Below are 17,244 nucleotides of genomic sequence, written 5' to 3' on the forward strand. Positions count from 1 at the left end.
GTCCTCTGCTGTGTTGTTTCATTGCTTGTTTGCGCCTGGCTGTCTACGCACACCGGAACGGGCATTGGCGAGGAACCCCACGATGGCGGCGGTGCCTACCAATACCTGCGCCAGCAGCGACTGCCAGGTGGGATACAGGCCGATCCACTCGATGCGCGGCAACGCGAGCGGTGTTTGAGAGATCCAGCCCGCTTCCTGCAACGCGGCCACGCCTTTACCGATCAGGATGACCGCCATCACCGCGATGAGAATCGAGCTGATCGAAAAGAACCGGCCAATCGGCAGCCGCCTGCTCATGCGCAGCATCCAGTACGCCACCGCAGCCAACACCGCGATTCCCGCCGCCAGGCCTGCGAGGATGGCGGTGGACGCCTGATCGCTCCACATCGCGATGTAGAACAAGATCGTCTCAAACACCTCGCGGTACACCGCGACAAAGGCCAGCATGAACAGGAAAACAGCCGAGCGCCGTGTCAGCGCAGTCGTCAGCTTGGCGTGCAGGTACTCCTGCCACCGCCCTGCAAGGCTCTTTTGGTGCATCCAGATGCCTACGCTGAGCAGGACAGCGGCAGCGAACAAGGCCGAGACGCCCTCAGTGACTTCCCGGTTCGCACCGCTGATATCAACAAAGTAAGTGGCCACCGCCCAGGTAGCTGCGCCTGCCAACAACGCGCAGATCCAACCCGCATGCACATACGGCAACACATCAGACCGCTCGGCTTTACGCAAGAACGCCACGATACCAATCACGATCAGCAGCGCTTCCAGTCCTTCGCGTACCAAGATGGTAAAGCTGCCTAGAAACGCGGTGCTGGCGCCTATTCGGGTGTCCTGCAGCGCCACGTCCGCGCGATCAAACAGCTGGGCAATTTGCGCTGCCTGCCCGGCAACGTCAGCCGCGGGCGCATGCTGATCCAGCTGCGCGCGGTAGCCTGCCATGGCCGTCTCGATCTCTCGCAGCAATGACGGATTGCGCGTGGCCAGCGTGGGTTCAAGCGGCTCTACACCATCCAGATAGGACGAGAGCGCAAGCTTTTTGGCTTGAGCCAGGTCCTCATCAGCGTAAGCGCGCTGGCTGGCGGCCAGTCGCTGCCGCGCCACCGCAAAGCGATCGGCTCCTGGTACCGCTTCGTTTACTACCTGTGGCTGCGAACGCAGGTAGGCGATGATCGCGTTTGCCTGATCGGCGGGCATCGTGGTGGCAAGATCGGCCTCTCGCGTGCGTGTCAGCGCTTCGAGCGAGGGAATGTGCGTATGGGCCTCGGCACTGGTGCGCCATAACGCCTCACCTTGAGCCTTGGCTTGCGAGGAGTACCCCAAGCTGCCCACATAGAATGCCAACGCCCAGCGATCACTTTCTGACAGCCCAGAGAAGCTGACCATGCCGGTACCCGGCACACCCTGGGAAATGACCTCGTACAACGACAGCGGCGTTCGCTGCGCGGCGCGAGTGGCATCGGTGAACGCGATCGGCGGCGGACTTAACGCTTGCGCGGCGGGGCCATCACCGTGACCTGTGGGGCCGTGACAGGCCGCGCACTGCTGGCTGTAGATGGACGCGGCCTGGGAGGTCTTCGGCGCGCTCGCCGGAACAGCGCCGATCGGGTAGCGGGCCAACAGCGTCGTGCCGAGCCCGCGCGCCAACGTTGCCACTTGCGCCGGGTCGGCCTTCTCTGCCACCGCCTGGACCAGGCGGTCGGCCTGGGCCGTCAGCTCCTGCTGGTTCTGGCCACTGGGCAATGCTGCCAGCTGACTGCGCACGGCGCCGGCAAACTCGCTCATTTCGGCGTATTCGTTGGGGGCAATTACGCGACCGGCCTGGACCGCGCCGGGGTAGTCGACCGCGATGTAATCGAGCATCTGCCAGGTTTGGCGCAGGTCTGCTGCGGCAGGCTCCGCCTGAGCAGAAGCGGGCAGAACCCAGCCGATCAGCAAGGCAATCAGGCAGTAGCGAATCAAGGCGATGGGCAGTGGCATGGTCGTCACATGCAGCGCCGCGGCCGGAGTGGCGGCGGATACGGGTTCAGCGTAAAGTCCGTAGCTACTACGGAGTCAAGCGTACTACGAATGAAAATCAGTGAGGCTGCCGACGCCAGCGGATGCCACTTGGAGACGATTCGCTATTACGAGCGGATCGGGTTGCTGCCGCGCCCGGGGCGCACGGGCAACGGCTACCGGGTCTATGGCCCGGCCGACATCGAGCGGCTGCGCTTCATTGCGCGTGGCCGGGACCTGGGCTTCAGCCTGGAGGAGGTCCGCAGCCTGCTGCAGCTGGCCGGCGATGAGGAGCTTTCGTGCGGGGACGTGGACCGGTTGGCCCGCAGCCATCTGGCCGACGTGCGCGCCCGCATGGCCGACCTGCAGCGCATGGCCAGCGAGCTGGAACGGGTGATTGCCAGTTGCCATGGCGGGCAGCGGGCGGAATGCACCATCCTGTCGACGCTGCGCCAGACGACCTCGGTGGAGGCCACGCGCCAGTGACCGAACTGGACCGCTACCTCGATGCGGCCACGCGCCAGAACACGGTGCGCAGCTATGCGTCGGCGCTGCGGCACTTCGAGGTTGAATGGCAAGGCCACCTCCCAGCGACACCTGACAGCGTGGCCCGGTACCTGGCCGCTTATGCGCAGACCTTGGCGACCAGCACCCTCCGCCAACGTCTGGCGGCCATCGCCTCTTGGCACCGCGACCACGGCTTTGTCGACCCGACCCGATCGCCGCTGGTGCGCAAGGTGCTCAAAGGCATCCAGACCCTGCACCCGGGCCAGGTCAAGCAAGCCGCGCCGCTCCAGATTCGGCGGCTGGTCGAGCTCGATGACTGGCTGGCCGCGGCGATCGCTGCGGCACATGCCCGGGGCGATGGGCCGGCGGCGCTGCGCCATCAACGAGACCGAGCGCTGGTGCTGCTCGGGTTCTGGCGGGGATTCCGTGGCGATGAACTGCTGCGTCTGGACGTGGCCCATCTCACGCTGGTGCCGGGACAGGGGATGACCTGCTTCTTGCCACGCAGCAAGGGTGATCGCCAAGCAGCCGGCGTCACCTACAAGGTGCCGGCGCTGTCGCGGTTATGTCCGGTGGAGGCGACCCAGGCGTGGCTGCAGGCGGCCGACCTGCAAGAAGGGCCGGTGTTTCGGGCAGTCAACCAATGGGGCCAGGTGAGCGCCGAAGGCCTGCATCCCAACAGCTTGGTGCGCCTGCTGCGCGAGTTGCTGACCAGTGCAGGCTTTGCCGATGCGGGGCTCCACAGCAGCCATTCGTTGCGCCGCGGCTTTGCCAGCTGGGCCAACGACCAAGGCTGGGACATGAAGGCCTTGATGGAGTACGTGGGCTGGCGCGATGTGCAGTCGGCCATGCGTTACCTGGACGGGCGTGACCCGTTTGCCCGGGACCGCATTGAAGCAAGCCTGCCCAGTCCAACCGTGCCGGTACCGGCGATGGCACTGCCGGCGCCGGAGGGCAAATCGGCCCTGCAGCTGCGCCTGCGCATGGTGCTGACCCCGTTTGCCCGCACGGGCCGCGGCGCGGCCAAGGCCCGAGGCCGAATTGAAGAGATCTGCTTGGCCCCGTTCCAGGCTGTGCGCCTGAACACCGCCAGCAGCGAGTACCAGTTGACTGCTCCCACCGATCCCGAAAGGGATCTGGATGAAATCCTGGCCACGTTGCTCGATGACATGCACCGCATGGCCGATACGCACCAGTGCTTCCTGGAAGCGTCGCTCAGTACAGACGACGGCCGGCACTGGGACTGATCCCCTCACACCCTCCGGATCCAATGGCTACCCTTCACGAGACCGCCTACCCGCGACTGAAGCCTGATCCCACCGCCAAGGAACTGGAGGAGATCTATACCCCGACCGCCGCTGAGATTGCATTCGCCAAGCAGCTGACCACCCAGCCGGGTCCGCAGCTGGCGGTACTGATTCATCTCAAGCTCTTCCAACGCTTGGGCTACTTCACGCTGTTGGCCGACGTACCCGAGCGGATCCGGAAGCACATCGCCAAGGCCGCCCGACTCGGGCGCGTATTGGACACCGACCAGCTCGAACGCTACGACGCTTCCGGTAGCCAGCGCCGGCATATGCCGCAGCTTCGGCAATTCATCGGGGTACGTCCCCTGGATAAATCGGGCTTGGCTTGGCTGGACACAGTGGCCACCGGAGCAGCCCAGACCAAGCACACCATCCCGGACATCGTGAACGTCCTGCTCGAAGAGCTGGTGCACCATCGCTACGAACTGCCCGGTTTCCGCACTCTGGAGCTGGCCGCCATCGGCGCCCGTGAGCGGGTCAATCTGGGCTACTACCGCAGCATCAGCCACGCGCTGACGCCTGCCACGCGCACGCTCATCGACGAACTGCTGCGCGCACCGGAAGGGTCCAGGTTCACCGGCTGGCAATCACTCAAGCGCGAGCCCGGCCGGCCCACCAACAAGGAAGTTCGGTTCTACCTGCAGCACATCCGCATGCTGCAGCAGTTGGCCGACCAGCTGCCTCCCATCGATGTGCCGGTGCCCAAGCTCAAGCAGTTCCGTGCAATGGCTCGGGCCTATGACGCCAGCGAGCTGGCCGAACTGGCTCCGGACAAGCGCTATGCGCTGGCCACCATCTTCATTCGCGCCCAGCATGCCAAGACACTGGATGATGCAGCCGAGTTGTTCATCAAGCAGGTGCGCGGGCTGGAGAACACGGCCCAGCAGAAATTGCTGGCCTACCAGCTCGAACATGCCAAACGGGCCGACTTCCTCATCGGCCAGCTCAAGGAAATCCTGCAGGCCTATCAGCTAGACGGCAGCGATAGTCAGCGCGTGGATGCCATCGACAACAGCCTGGAAGCGGAAGTGTCGACCTTGCTGGCCGAATGCGAAGAACATATGGCCTACGCCGGGAAGAACTACCTGCCTTTCATGCTGCAGCCCTATGGCGCGGTCAGGCCGCTGCTGTTCAATGGGCTGGAGCTGATGAAACTTCGGGCGACCAGCCACGACGCCGGCATGGAGCCGCTGATCGCAGCGGTGCTCTCGCTGCGCAACCAGCGCCGTGAGCTGATCGAGGTCGCCTCCCTCGGTTTGGACCCGGAAAAGGACTTTGACTGGATGTCCAAGCTCTGGTGTCAGCACGTGTTCGGCAAGCGGGCCAGTGCAGCCGGCGCCGGCTGGATGCACCGTAAGTACTTCGAGCTGGCCGTGCTGGTGCAGGTCAAGGACGAACTGAAGTCCGGAGATCTCTTCATTCCCAGCAGCGAACGGTTTGATGACTACCGTGAGCAGCTGGTCGATGAAGCCACCTTGGCCCAGGAACTGGAAGCCTACGGCCAGGTGTCAGGCCTGCCCACCGACGCCGAGTCTTTCGTGGCGGGATTACGTGCACAACTGACCTCCCTGGCCGATGAGGTCGACGCGCGTTTCCCGGAGAACGTACATGCGGACATCCTGGATGGGCGCCTGGTGCTGCGGAAGGGGCAACGCGCCGAAGTCTCCAGCGCGATTACCACGGTGGATCGCCTCATCGCCGAACGGCTTCCAGAATCCAGCATCGTCGATGTCCTGATCGATGCCAGCCAATGGCTGGATCTGCACCGTTTCTTCCGCCCGATCGCCGGCACCGAGAGCCAGGTCGAAGATCTGCCCCGACGTGTGATCACCACGCTATTCTGCTATGGCTGCAACCTGGGGCCGACGCAGACGGCGCGGTCGATCAAGGGCTTCAGCCGGCGCCAAGTCGCTTGGCTCAACCTGAAATACGTGACCGAGGATGTGCTTGAGAAGGCCATCGTGGAGGTCATCAATACCTACAACAGATTCGACCTGCCTGGCTATTGGGGCAGCGGCAAGAGCGCATCAGCTGATGGCACGAAGTGGAGCGTCTACGAGGACAACCTGCTGTCGGAGTATCACATCCGCTACGGCGGCTACGGTGGCATCGGCTACTGCCACGTGTCCGACAAATACGTAGCGCCGTTCAGCCACTTCATTCCCTGTGGCGTGCACGAGGGCATCTACATCCTCGACGGTCTGTTGGCCAACACTTCCGACATCCAGCCTGAGATCGTCCATGGCGACACGCAGGCCCAAAGCTATCCGGTCTTCGGCCTGGCCCACATGCTGGGCATCCAGCTGATGCCCCGGATCCGGAACATCAAGGACCTGACATTCTTTCGGCCCGAACCGGGTAGGGCTTATAAGAACATCCAGGCACTGTTCGGGGACAGCATCGACTGGCAACTGATCGCCACCCATCTCCACGACATGCTGCGGGTGGTGATCTCAATCCGATTGGGCAAGATCACCGCGTCCTCGATCCTGCGCCGGCTGGGCACCTACAGCCGGAAGAACAAGCTGTACTTCGCCTTCCGGGAACTTGGCAAGGCCGTTCGAACGCTGTTCTTGCTGCGCTACATTGATGACAATGAGATCCGCAAAACGATCCATGCTGCCACCAACAAGAGCGAGGAATACAACGGCTTCGTGAAATGGGTGTTCTTTGGCAGCCAGGGGATCATTGCTGAGAACGTCCAACACGAGCAGCGCAAGATCATCAAGTACAGCCAGCTGGTGGCCAACATGATCATCCTCCACAACGTGGAAGGCATGAGCCGGACCTTGGCCGAGATGAGGAAGGAGGGGATTGAACTGACGCCCGAGATCCTGGCCGGCCTGTCGCCTTATCGGACCAGCCACATCAATCGCTTCGGCGACTACCACCTGGATCTTGAAAGGGAAGTGGCGCCGCTGAGCTACACAGCCAAGGTGCTTGAACAGACCCCATAGATGGGGAGAACCTGATCGAGAGACGAGCAATCAACTTTGAAATTCAGTCGCTTAGGCAGCTTTTGGCCCTGTACGTAATGATTCCCTGCCGACCCTCTTCAGCCCCATGCGGTTTCGGGAATGTCGCGCAGTGTGATTTTGCCGTTGTAGATCACGGTGCCGCGGTCGTTGACGGACTTGCCGGTGTCCGGGTCTTTCTTCTTGGCGAACTTCATCTTCTCGACGCGGTAGTCGGCATCCAACAGCTTGCCCTTGGTCTCGATGGTGAGCGGGTACTTGTCCACCGTTTCGTAGTTCAGGTGCAGCGCGGCGAGGTCGCGGCCGGCGCGGCTGAAATGCCAGAAATCCTGTGCCGTGCGCACACGCGGGATGCGCGGCAGCTCCTTGCTCAGGTTGTCGGCATAGCGTTCGCGGTAGTCGGGGGAATGCAGCAGGCCGTAGATGTAATAGAACAGGTCTTCCTTGCTGATCGTCTCGCCCGGATAGGCGGACTGGAAATGCGCGAGGCCGGCATCGGTGATGGCCTCGCGTCGGCGTGGGCCATCATTGGGAATGCTCGCGAACAGGCCGTCATCGGATTGTTGGGCGGCTTCATCGTAGAGATAGAGCGGAAAACACTGGCCCTTCTCAATGGTGTCAAGGGACGGTATATGGCCAGAAATAATCGCGGAAAATCCAGATCGTGCTCCAGCTCCGCTTAGCTGAATTACTACGTTTTTTGCAGCAGCATCTGGGAAGATGCGCGGCATCTGCAGCACCATCTCGTTGAAAGTCCGATTGAAGTACAGCCATTGTTTGGTGAACGGGCGATACAGGCTGGGAACGATGCACTCGGCATCGAATGTGTAGGTGCGATTCTTGGTCAAGTTCTGCTTGAGCGCGCGAGTCCAACTGATGCGGAGTGGGTCGCTGTCAATGAATCCGTCCACGCGCTCCTGCCGCGCCTTGGTGTCCAGTCCAATATGCGCGGCATCGAAGCGCGCCACTTCGGCGTTGTAGAAGCCGATCATGTTGCGCATGTTTTCCGCAAGCTTGGCCTTGCTATGGCTGTAGGCCCAGGCATCTCGGTTGGTGGCCACGCCTAGCGAGAAGTTGTCGAACATCTTGGACGCGTCGCCCTTCTTGTCGCCCAGCGAGATGAAACGCCCGAAGCTGTCATCGCGCTGCTTCAGCCAGTCGCCATGCGCATCCGGGATGATGTGCTGCCATTCCTGTTCGGGAATACCGTCGACGCTGGCATAGGCTTCTATCCTGCCCAGCTTCTCATCGCGGCTTAGATCGTCACCAATATCGTGGTAGTAGACGTGACCACGCTGATTGGCTTCAGGATTTCTGATCAGAAGTGAGATGGCAATGCCCGCCATGCTGCCGCTTCCGAAAATGTTCTGACCTTCCTTCGCTTGTCCTTTGCTCAGCATGTTCTTGCGGATATCGCCGCGGAGATTGAATACATGCAGGCTGGAGAACTCGGCCACTAAGCAGCGCCGCACCCCGTCCATGGCGGCCTTCTCTAGATAGCCACCATTGGTGACGAAACCGATGATGCCGGCATTGCCGATGCGGTCGCTGGCCCAGCGGATGGCACGGACGTAGCTGTCGTAAAGCCCCTTGGACAACGCCGCGCCTGAGCGTGCGGCATAGGTTTCCGCGATGCGTGCATCCAACGCCGGATAGCCGATGTTCTGATTGTTGTCGTTTTGGCTGCCTTGTCCGATCGAATACGGCGGATTGCCTACAATCACGCGAATGTCGAGCGTCTTCTGCCGCCTGCGCCGCTGGCTGTTGTCCACCAGCAGCGCATCGACCAGATCCTCCTTCTCGTACATCTGGAAGGTGTCGGTCAGGCAGATACCCTCGAAGGGCACGTAGTCGCCGCCGGCGATGCCGTGATACGTGGCCTCGATATTGATCGCGGCGATGTAGTAGGCCAGCAGCACAAGTTCGTTGGCGTGGATCTCGTGCCGGTACTTGTGATCCAGCTCTTCCGGCTTGATCAGGCCGGACTGCAGCAGACGGGTGATGAAGGTGCCGGTGCCGGTGAAGGGGTCGAGGATGTGCACGCCATTGCTGCCGAGGGTCTGCCCGAACTCCTGCTCCAGCAAGTGATTCACGCTGTGCAGGATGAAGTCCACCACTTCCACCGGGGTGTAGACGATACCCAGGCGCTCGGTCATCTTCGGGAAGGCGTTGCGGAAGAACTTGTCGTACAGCTCGACCACGATCTTCTGCTTGCCGGCGGCGCTGTTGATGCCTTCGGCGCGCAGCTTCACGCTGTCGTAGAACGCCTGCAGGGTGTCGGCTTCCTTCTCCAGGTGCAGTTCGTCGAGTACGTCGAGCACGGCCTGCATCGCCTTGGACATCGGGTTGTGGCTGGCGAAGCTGTAGTCGGCGAACAGCGCGTCGAACACCGGCTTGGTGATCAGGTGCTGGGCCAGCATCTCGATGATCTCGGCGTCCGAGACCTTGTCGTTGAGGTCGTCGCGCAGTTCGTTGGCGAAGGCGCTGAAGGCTTCGCGGGCCTTGGCCTGACTGGGGTCTTCCAGCAGCGCCTTGATACGGTCGATGTGGGTCTGCGCGATTTTGGCGATGTCGTTGGCCCAGTCCTCCCAATGGTGGCGGTTGCCGCACTTCTCGACCACTTTGGCGTAGAGCGCGCGCTCGACTTCGCCGATCTCGAACTCGAATTCGCTTTGCACTTCGGCTTCGTAGCCGGGCTGGGCTTCACCGATACTGTGCCTGCTCTTGGCTTTGGCCGCCTTGCGGGCATTGCCGTCCAGCAGCCGCGCGGTCTTGCGCTGCACCGTGTCGGCGACGGCGACGACTTCCATCCGGCTGCGGTCCGGGCCGACGAGGTCGAGCTTGTTGACCATCGCGTCGAAGCGGTCGTCATGGCTGCGCAACGCCTGCAGCACCTGCCAGACCACTGCATAGGTGCGGTTATCGTTCAGCGCTTCGTGCGGCTCGATGCCGGCAGGGATCACCACCGGCAGCACCACGTAGCCGCGCTGCTTGCCCGGGGCATTGCGCATCACCCGGCCGACCGACTGCACCACGTCCACCTGCGAGTTGCGCGGAGTGAGGAACAGCACCGCGTCCAGCGCCGGCACGTCCACGCCTTCGGAAAGGCAGCGCACGTTGCTCAGCACGCGACAGGTGTCCGGTGGCGTGGGTGCCTTGAGCCAGTCAAGCTTCGCTTCCTTCTCGCCGGCGTTCATGCTGCCGTCGACGTGCTTGGCCTCGCAGGTCATGCGCGCGGCGTCTTCGATGTCCTCGGCGTCCTGGTAGGCGTCCACGACCGCCTTGAACATGTCGGCGATTTCCTTCGAGCTGACCTTGTGGGTCTTGCCACCCCGGCTGGGCTCGATGACCTGGCAGAACGCGACCGCGCGCTTCATCGGTTCTGCGCTTTCGCCGGCACCCTCGTGGATGCCGAGCTTGGCCAGCGCCTTCCAGCAGCCGACGATCTTGGCGGCATCGTCCACGCGCAGGCTGTTGTTCTCGTCCTTCAGCAGAGTCTGGAGGCGGCGATTGATGTGGCTTTCCTCGACTGCCAGCACGATGACCTTGTAGTCGACCAGCAGGCCGCGCTTGACGGCTTCCGAGAAGGTGATGACGAACAGCTGTTTGCCGTACCAGGCCTCGTTGTCCATCGAGTACAGCGCCACGTTGTCGCGCTCGGCCACGGCCTTGGCCTCGTTGCCGTAGATGCGCGGGGTGGCGGTCATGTACAGGCGCTTGCCGGCGCGGATGTAGGCGGCGTCGTGCACGCGCACGAAGGCGGATTCGTCGTCGCCTTCGAAGGTGGCGCCGGTGGTGCGGTGGGCCTCGTCGCAGACGATCAGGTCAAAATCGGCCAGCCCCTGCTGCTGGGCGTCGTGGATGACCTCGATGGAGTGGTAGGTGCTAAACACCACGGTCATGTGCGCGTTGTCGCTGCGCGCGGCGACACCTTTGGCCAGTGCGCGGGCGTCGGTGGTGGCCGGGTAGCGCAGTTCGTGGGCGAGGGTCTGGACGGCGTCGTCCTCCTTGCGGCCCTTCTTCTTGCCGACGTCGCTGTCGGAACACACCGCGAAACTGTGCAGGGGAATCGCGCTTTCCTGGGTCCACTCGGTCAGCGTCTGCTGCAGCAGCGACAGGCTGGGCACCAGGAACAGCACGCGGCCGCCCTTGCCAGCCATGCTTTCCGCGATCTTGAGACTGGTGAAGGTCTTGCCGGTGCCGCAGGCCATGATCAGCTTGCCGCGGTCTGCGTCCTGCAGCCCGGCGGTGACCGCCTTGAGCGCGGATTGCTGGTGCGGGCGCAGGGATTTCTTCGCCTTCAGCGCGACCGGGGCGTTGGGCTGGAAGCGCGACCAGTCGATCTGGCTGGCTTCGAGATCGTGCAGGGTGATCTTGCTGACCGGCGGCTGCTGGTCGATCAGCGCGTTTTCGGCATTGTCGGACCAGTGGTCGGTGCTGGAAACGATGACCCGGTGCGCGAATGGCTTGCGGCCCGAGGCGGTGAAGAAGCTGTCGATGTCCTTCTTCTGCAGCCGGTAGTCCGGGTCGTAAAACTTGCACTGGATGGCGTGGATCGCGCCGGTTCCGGCTTCCTCGGCGACCAGGTCAATGCCGTCATCCTTCGCGCTGAAGCCGTGGGCGGGCGCCCAGTCGGACCAGGTCCAGACCTTGGCATACAGGTCGCGGTAGGTGGCCTCGTTGCGCAGGTAGGCCAGGATCAATTCTTCGAAGTAGGTGCCCTTCTCGCGCTCGGTCATCGAGGACTGGCGCAGGGTGTCGAGCAGAGTCTCAAGTACGGTCACAGATTCCGGATCCTGGCAAAACGGTGAATCGAAGGAAGAAAGGGGGCGACAGGACTCCCACGCCATTTGAAATCAATGACATTCATGGCATCGCGTGCCCCTCCAGACCTCGATTCTAGGTGCCGCCGGCTCAAAGGGCGACAAGCGAGGATGATCGGTCACCGGAATCGTTGCCCGGATCCACGTAGGCGACCGGGTGCCAGCCACCGGCGGGCGGTGGAAGGACTTCGCACTCGCCCCTGGGCGCCGGCAGTTGTCGGATGACCCGGGCGGACTCCAGCCTGTCGACGAAGTCGTTGACGGGCGTGTAGAAGTTCGGAATCCGCTCGTTCTCTTCGTCGGTGAAAACCCAGTAAGCCAGCCTTCTCTTGGCGAACCCTGCGCGCTGGGCCTCGGCGCGGGCGGCGTACTGGGTGACGAAGAGCCTGTACAGCGCCCTCTCTGGGTAGAAGCTACGCCGGACCCACGCGGCGACGTCCCTCTGGTTGAAGCGATCACCCGGGGACCGCTTTGCCACGAAGTGGTCATGGGCCAGGAGCTGCCAAAGAACCGGGTCCACTCCGAAGATCCAGGCATCTTCATGGGCTCGAAGGCAGGCGGACCGAATCGCCGCTGGCACGGCGTCCAGGAGCTCGCTGACGCGGTCTTCCGCGCTGACCCGATACTCGCGCAGGATCCGCTCGATCCGCTCAGGCGAGGTCAGTTCCATGAGATGGCCCAGGTCCTCAGCGTGTCTCGCACGCTCCTGGCGGCGCATGTAGGCCTTCCGGCCCTCCTTGTCCCTGGTCTCCTGGGCCTCGCGTTCCTTGCGGGCCTGGGCCGCCTTGGCCATCTGCTCCCGCAGCTGTGCGATCTGCTGGTTCCTCGCCGCAACCTGCTCGTCCAGTTCCTGCTTGGAAGCCCCCCACTCCGCTACCGCCTCGGGACAGGAGATCCAACTGCGATTGGCAGCGTCATCGAGCACGGCGTGCTCGAAGGCGGCCAGGTCGTGGGGAGTGTCGCGGTGCAGCTGGGACAGGTCGATCTCGACCATCCTCCGGCCCTGCGCCTGGACGCGCGCCGCCTTGATGTCGCCAACGGCATGGGTCACGCGGATCTCGATCAGCAACTCGCCCACCTCATCCCGGGCAACGACATCGGGCTTGTAGCTGCCCAGCGATCGCTCGATCTCGATGTCGCGCAACGACATGCTGCGGCTCGGCTGGTCGACCTTCCGCCCCCAGTGGAGCCGGCCATCGTCGTCACGGGCATGCGGCGGGTTGGGCATGTCGATCGGGTCGCCGGTCCAGGCCGGGATCACCAGCCGCTGGTGGTCTGCGATCAGCTGCTTGGCCCGTTCGTGAATTCCGGTTTCACGACCCGTCTGGCAGCCGGTGTCAGTCAGGTGGGCGAAGTGGGGGCGCTTGCGGCGACTCTCCTTGGCCTTGGCCGACAGCGGGGCATGGCACCCCGGGCAGATGCAGCCGCACGCCTTGCCTTTGGACACCTCGCTGGGGGCCCAGACACGGCCATCCTTCAGGCCAAACGGGACGCGGAACCCGCCACGCCGCGCCAGCGGGTTGCCCGACGGATTGCGAAGTGAGAACGGCTCTGGGATGGTGTCCATGGCGCTTTCCTTGATCGGAGGGAAAGCAGAAATTCGCGGCAGGCCATGGACGCAAACAGATCTAAACCCGCCCAAACGGGTAATCCACAGGTTGAATCCCTCCAATTGGCGCTTGAATGGCTGGATCGGGAGGGGGGACAGCAGCGCAATGCCCGGGTCCTTCGGGAGGTCATGGACACGACCCTGACCGCCATCTCGCGCGGCGAGCCGCCCCCCGAGACGGACACCACTACCCTTCGGGCGCTCTTTCAGCAGTTGGAAGGAACTGGCGATGGCCAGTCCAAGGTATTCCGGGCGGCCGAGCTGGGGAACTGGTGGGAATCGCGACAGGAACAGCTTCGACAGCGGTGCGCTCAGGCAGGCTCTGCCCTTACCCCTTACCTCGTGGTCAAGAAAGGGGGCGGCCGTGGCCTGCCCTCTCGGCTGTCTTTCGATTTCCGCCCGACGCCCGAAGCGGAGCCCGAGGAGGACGTCGCGCCACCAGAGGCCGATCCGACCAAGATCCGCTACCAGATGGATCCAGCCAAGCCAGCGCTATGGCTCCGGCTGTTGGTGGGCAGCCGGCCATTCCCGGTGCAGTCCTGGCGCGGCTACGTGCTTATCGGAACCGCGGCCTTGAACATGGTGCTCATCGGACTCGTCTGGTTCTGGCTGTACACCTCATGGAGCCGTGGCCACGCGGTGACCACCGCGACACTGGCCCAGCTCGGCCTGGTGATGCTGGTGACGGCCGGGCTCTGGTGGTTGTTGCGGCCGGTGATCCTTCTGCCCACACAGCGGGTAACCATAGCGGAGCCCTCGTTCCTGGCGCTGAGCGAGCTCTACGGTCAGCTCCGCACCATGCCGGCGCCAGGTCGAAAGTTGAAGTCCCGAGAGTTCTCCGTCGTGCGCCACTGGGGCACGTGCCCGATCTGCTCGGCCGAGGTGGATCTGGATTACGGACGGGCCGCGTTTCCTGACCGATTGGTTGGTCGCTGCCATGATGCGCCGCTGGAGCACGTGTTCTCGTTTGACCCGGTGCGCCTTGTCGGGCGGTCATTGCTTAACGCGCAAGATGCAGGCTGAAGGAGTGGGCTCAGCCGCCCTACCCCGATAAACGTCCCCTAATCGCGTATGGCTGCATCATGTGGCAGATGGCCTAATCGGTACATCGGCCACATACGGTGTCGATACTTGACAGCCGCCCAGTGTCCATCCGGTTGGCATCTTTCCGTATACCACCCCGATCCAACGGCCACCGTCTACCGGATGCAGATGAAGCTCGTTGGACCATTGGACAGGGAATCATTTGGATCCTGGCTGCCCATCTTCCATCCTCCCATTTCGCGGCGCGGGGCCGGGCCAAAGCCCTCGCTCGAACGCAGGATTCAAGAACTGGGACAAAGCTTCGATCTGCTCGCCAGACAATGAAGCCCGCACTTCCTTGGCTATGCGTGCGCGCTGCTGCTCCGGCAGTTCTTGTGGCGCACTAGCGTCGTCCGGATCGGGCTGACCGGTTCCGGCACGTTGCAGCGGCATCGCTGCGCGAGCCAAGTCGTTTAGCAGGAAATGTAACACCTCGTCCTCTACTCGGCATTCCGCAAGGACACGCTCGCGGATGTAGTCAGCGAGTGATCGGCCTTCTATGCGGGCGGACTCGACAAGCTTGCGCTTCTCCTCGGAGGTAAAAGCGACCCTCACGGATTCGTTCCGAACGTCAGGCATTCACGTCTCCCGACTCATCGTCCGACTGGAAGGCGCGCACTGCCGGTTCGGCCGTCACTTGCTTGTGGCAGTTGACTGCTCGACCTGCTTCACCAGATCGCGCTTCTGCGTCTTGCTGAGATCATTCCAGCGTAGGAGCAGCTTGGCCAACATTTCGTCCTCGGTGTACAAGAACGCAGCAGGGACATTCAAGGCTTCCGCAAGCTTCTTCGCCATCTCGGCGCGAGGCTCATGCACGCCGCGTTCGTACTGGTTGACGCGAGGGCTCGCCACTTCAGGCTCCATACCGGCCAAAACGCCAAGCTGAGCCCGGGAAAAACCCGCGCGCTTGCGGGCTTCGGCCAGTCTCCGGGCAAAGATCGGACGCGAGGTGTCGGACACTGGGCCCCCTACGGTTGGAACCATAGGATGGCGCAAGCGTCCACGCTTTCACACTAAGATATACTTAGTATCCGGTCAAGTCTTCAAGGATCCAACTGCTTCATGGGCCTCTATCTGGTCGCACCTGAGCACGGCATAGCCCTCGAGGTCCCGATCTCGGAGTCGGACGAGCGCGCCCTCGTTCGTCAATGGGCCCGGTTGCGAGAGGCGACCGCGCGTGAGCGATTCAACATTAGGCTTGGCAAGCACTTGACCAGCGCACTGTCTGAAGCCTTGGACTGGGACATAAAAGCACCAACTGATGCCCAGATGGCTCTGGCATCGGTGCTTGCCCAAAAACTAGCTACGGATGTGCCGCCCGGGGCATTGTCCTCCCGGTTGGAGATGTCACTCTTCATCGACAAGGCGTCTGCTCGCCTCCGCGACGGCTGACCGTGCGCTCGGAGGCACTTCTAGAACGGTGCCGAGCCTAAGCGCATCAGATTCTCAGCAAGTTGCTGCTCTGCTTCCGCGGGCTGCACTGCCCACACAGCACTCAATCCGAGTACGGCGAACGACGCCTCCCACGGAAGAATAGAGCGGCCATCAAATTGCGCAAACGGACCATCGGATTCGGTGAGCACCCTCTCCCTTGGCATGCGATCCACCAGAGCGCGTCCCTTTGAACTCCCTAGCATCGCTGGGCCCACACTGAACCAGCATCCCTGCTCCACCGCCTTGTCGACCTCTTTCGCCGTACCACTGAACCAATGAAGGATAGGAATTCCAGCGCTCGGATGCCCTGCCAGCCGACTCAGAACGTCTTTGCTAGCGCGGCGGCTGTGTAACGAGAGGATCTTGCCCCCTGCATTGGAGCAGGGGTTCTACCCCGAAATCACGGACGGTTGTGAAAGAGCTTGGAACTCCCGATCGCGCCTGGCGACTCTTCGCCGCATCCTCGGGTTATGGAACCGCTCGACGTATTCGAACACATCAGTCTTCGCTGCATCGAGTGTCAGGTACTTCGTGCGGTAGATCCGCTCGCGCTTGAGCACGCCGAAAAACCCTTCGCAGGCCGCGTTGTCGCCGCAGTGTCCCACCGCGCTCATCGAACAGACCAGGCCGTTTCTCGACAGATACCGCTGGTAGTCGCCGCTTCGGAATTGACTGCCGCGATCGGAATGCAGGATCACCGGCTCCGCGCCTTGCCGCTGCCATACCGCCATCTGCACCGCCCGGATCACCATGTGCCGGTCCTGCCTGTGGTGCATCGACCAACCCACCACGCGCTGGTCGAACAAATCCAGCACGATGCATAGATACAGCTTGCCTTGTCCTGTTTTGATCTCAGTGATGTCGGTGACCCATTTGGTCTCCGGCTCCAGTGCGGTGAAGTCCCGCTCCAGCAGGTTGCGCACGCCCGGAGGCGTGAGCGCCGGCCGTCCGCGCTGACCGCGCCGCTTCGGGCGCGGCCAGCCCTGCAAACCCTCGGCCGCCATCAGTCGCGCCACGCGGTTCAAGCTGGCCGACTCGCCCTGATCGACCAGGTCTTCGTGCATGCGACCGGCGCCGAGAGTGCCACGGCTGTCCTCGTGCATCTCGCGGATTCACGCGGCTGACCTGCCCCCACTGGCCATACCAGTGATTACTGATAAAGCCCGGGGTTGAAGGTTACTGCGTTGTCGGCTTGTTGTGCTCGGTGGTTGGCAGCGAACTGGGCAGGCGGGATTCGACCGCAGCTGCTGTGTGGTCGCACCTGGTTGTAGTCGCGTCGCCAGTCGGCGATGACCTGGCGGGCTTGGGCGAGCGAGGTGAACCAGTGTTCGTTGAGGCACTCGTCCCTGAACTTGCCGTTGAAGCTCTCGATGTAGCCGTTCTGCATGGGCCTGCCCGGCTCGATCAACAGGTGCTTGATGCCGTGGCGTTGCGTCCATGCGATGAAGGCCCGGCTGGTGAACTCGGGGCCGTAGTACATCTGGAAGCATCCCCAAGACGTGGGCAGCCAC

General features: G+C 62.8%; 11 protein-coding genes and 2 pseudogenes. 5 read left to right on the forward strand and 8 right to left on the reverse strand.

The features are described from left to right. Positions 1-18: 18 nt before the first annotated feature. The gene (locus DL544_RS10540; protein WP_043033508.1) at positions 19-1,977 is read right to left on the reverse strand and encodes a cytochrome c/FTR1 family iron permease; all 1,959 of its coding nucleotides are present in this window, start codon (positions 1,975-1,977) and stop codon (positions 19-21) included. A 90-nt stretch (positions 1,978-2,067) separates the two neighbouring features. Between DL544_RS10540 and DL544_RS10545 the strand changes: the two genes are divergently transcribed. From DL544_RS10545 to DL544_RS10555, 3 genes are read left to right on the forward strand one after another with little or no spacing between them, the layout of a single operon-like run. Then, the gene (locus tag DL544_RS10545; protein WP_012480230.1) at positions 2,068-2,481 is read left to right on the forward strand and encodes a MerR family transcriptional regulator; all 414 of its coding nucleotides are present in this window, start codon (positions 2,068-2,070) and stop codon (positions 2,479-2,481) included. Next, positions 2,478-3,749, forward strand: a complete 1,272-nt coding sequence (locus tag DL544_RS10550) for a site-specific integrase (protein WP_005413373.1) — start codon at positions 2,478-2,480, stop codon at positions 3,747-3,749. The genes DL544_RS10545 and DL544_RS10550 overlap by 4 nt, the downstream gene beginning before the upstream one ends. Positions 3,750-3,772: 23 nt before the next feature. After that, the gene (locus tag DL544_RS10555) at positions 3,773-6,766 is read left to right on the forward strand and encodes a Tn3 family transposase (RefSeq protein ID WP_043033507.1); all 2,994 of its coding nucleotides are present in this window, start codon (positions 3,773-3,775) and stop codon (positions 6,764-6,766) included. Between the two features lie 98 nt (positions 6,767-6,864). Here DL544_RS10555 and DL544_RS10560 read toward each other — a convergent pair whose 3' ends face one another. Further along, a complete protein-coding gene (locus DL544_RS10560; protein ID WP_176556919.1) occupies positions 6,865-11,568 on the reverse strand; it encodes a type ISP restriction/modification enzyme in 4,704 nt (1,567 codons plus the stop codon). 130 nt (positions 11,569-11,698) lie between these two features. Continuing rightward, entirely contained in the window at positions 11,699-13,174 is a 1,476-nt protein-coding gene (locus DL544_RS10565) for a competence protein CoiA family protein (RefSeq protein ID WP_049450194.1), read from the reverse strand. A gap of 171 nt (positions 13,175-13,345) precedes the next feature. Between DL544_RS10565 and DL544_RS10570 the strand changes: the two genes are divergently transcribed. After that, positions 13,346-14,239 (forward strand): hypothetical protein, encoded by an 894-nt coding sequence (locus tag DL544_RS10570; protein WP_125899029.1) that lies wholly within the window; start codon positions 13,346-13,348, stop codon positions 14,237-14,239. A 219-nt stretch (positions 14,240-14,458) separates the two neighbouring features. On the opposite strand, the gene DL544_RS10575 is transcribed toward DL544_RS10570, so the two are convergent. Together DL544_RS10575 and DL544_RS10580 are read right to left on the reverse strand one after the other, a co-directional pair. Further along, a complete protein-coding gene (locus DL544_RS10575) occupies positions 14,459-14,854 on the reverse strand; it encodes a hypothetical protein (RefSeq protein ID WP_049426085.1) in 396 nt (131 codons plus the stop codon). Positions 14,855-14,932: 78 nt separating this feature from the next. Further along, the gene (locus DL544_RS10580) at positions 14,933-15,259 is read right to left on the reverse strand and encodes a helix-turn-helix domain-containing protein (RefSeq protein ID WP_080354095.1); all 327 of its coding nucleotides are present in this window, start codon (positions 15,257-15,259) and stop codon (positions 14,933-14,935) included. A gap of 102 nt (positions 15,260-15,361) precedes the next feature. On the opposite strand from DL544_RS10580, the gene DL544_RS10585 reads away from it, so the two are divergent. Next, positions 15,362-15,691 carry a hypothetical protein gene (locus DL544_RS10585; RefSeq protein WP_005409652.1) on the forward strand — a complete coding sequence of 110 codons (330 nt, stop codon included), beginning with the start codon at positions 15,362-15,364 and terminating at the stop codon, positions 15,689-15,691. A gap of 20 nt (positions 15,692-15,711) precedes the next feature. Here the strand turns inward: DL544_RS10585 and DL544_RS10590 are convergent, their stop codons facing one another. The 3 genes and pseudogenes from DL544_RS10590 to DL544_RS10600 form a co-directional block, all read right to left on the reverse strand. Next, positions 15,712-16,095, reverse strand: a complete 384-nt coding sequence (locus DL544_RS10590; RefSeq protein ID WP_080052373.1) for a TatD family hydrolase — start codon at positions 16,093-16,095, stop codon at positions 15,712-15,714. Positions 16,096-16,122: 27 nt separating this feature from the next. Further along, positions 16,123-16,845 (reverse strand): annotated as a pseudogene (locus DL544_RS10595) (IS3 family transposase); the annotation flags it as partial. Between the two features lie 38 nt (positions 16,846-16,883). Further along, a pseudogene (locus DL544_RS10600) lies at positions 16,884-17,204 on the reverse strand (integrase core domain-containing protein); the annotation flags it as partial. Positions 17,205-17,244 lie beyond the last annotated feature (40 nt).

The organism is Stenotrophomonas sp. pho, assembly GCF_006228405.1.
GTDB lineage: Bacteria > Pseudomonadota > Gammaproteobacteria > Xanthomonadales > Xanthomonadaceae > Stenotrophomonas > Stenotrophomonas sepilia.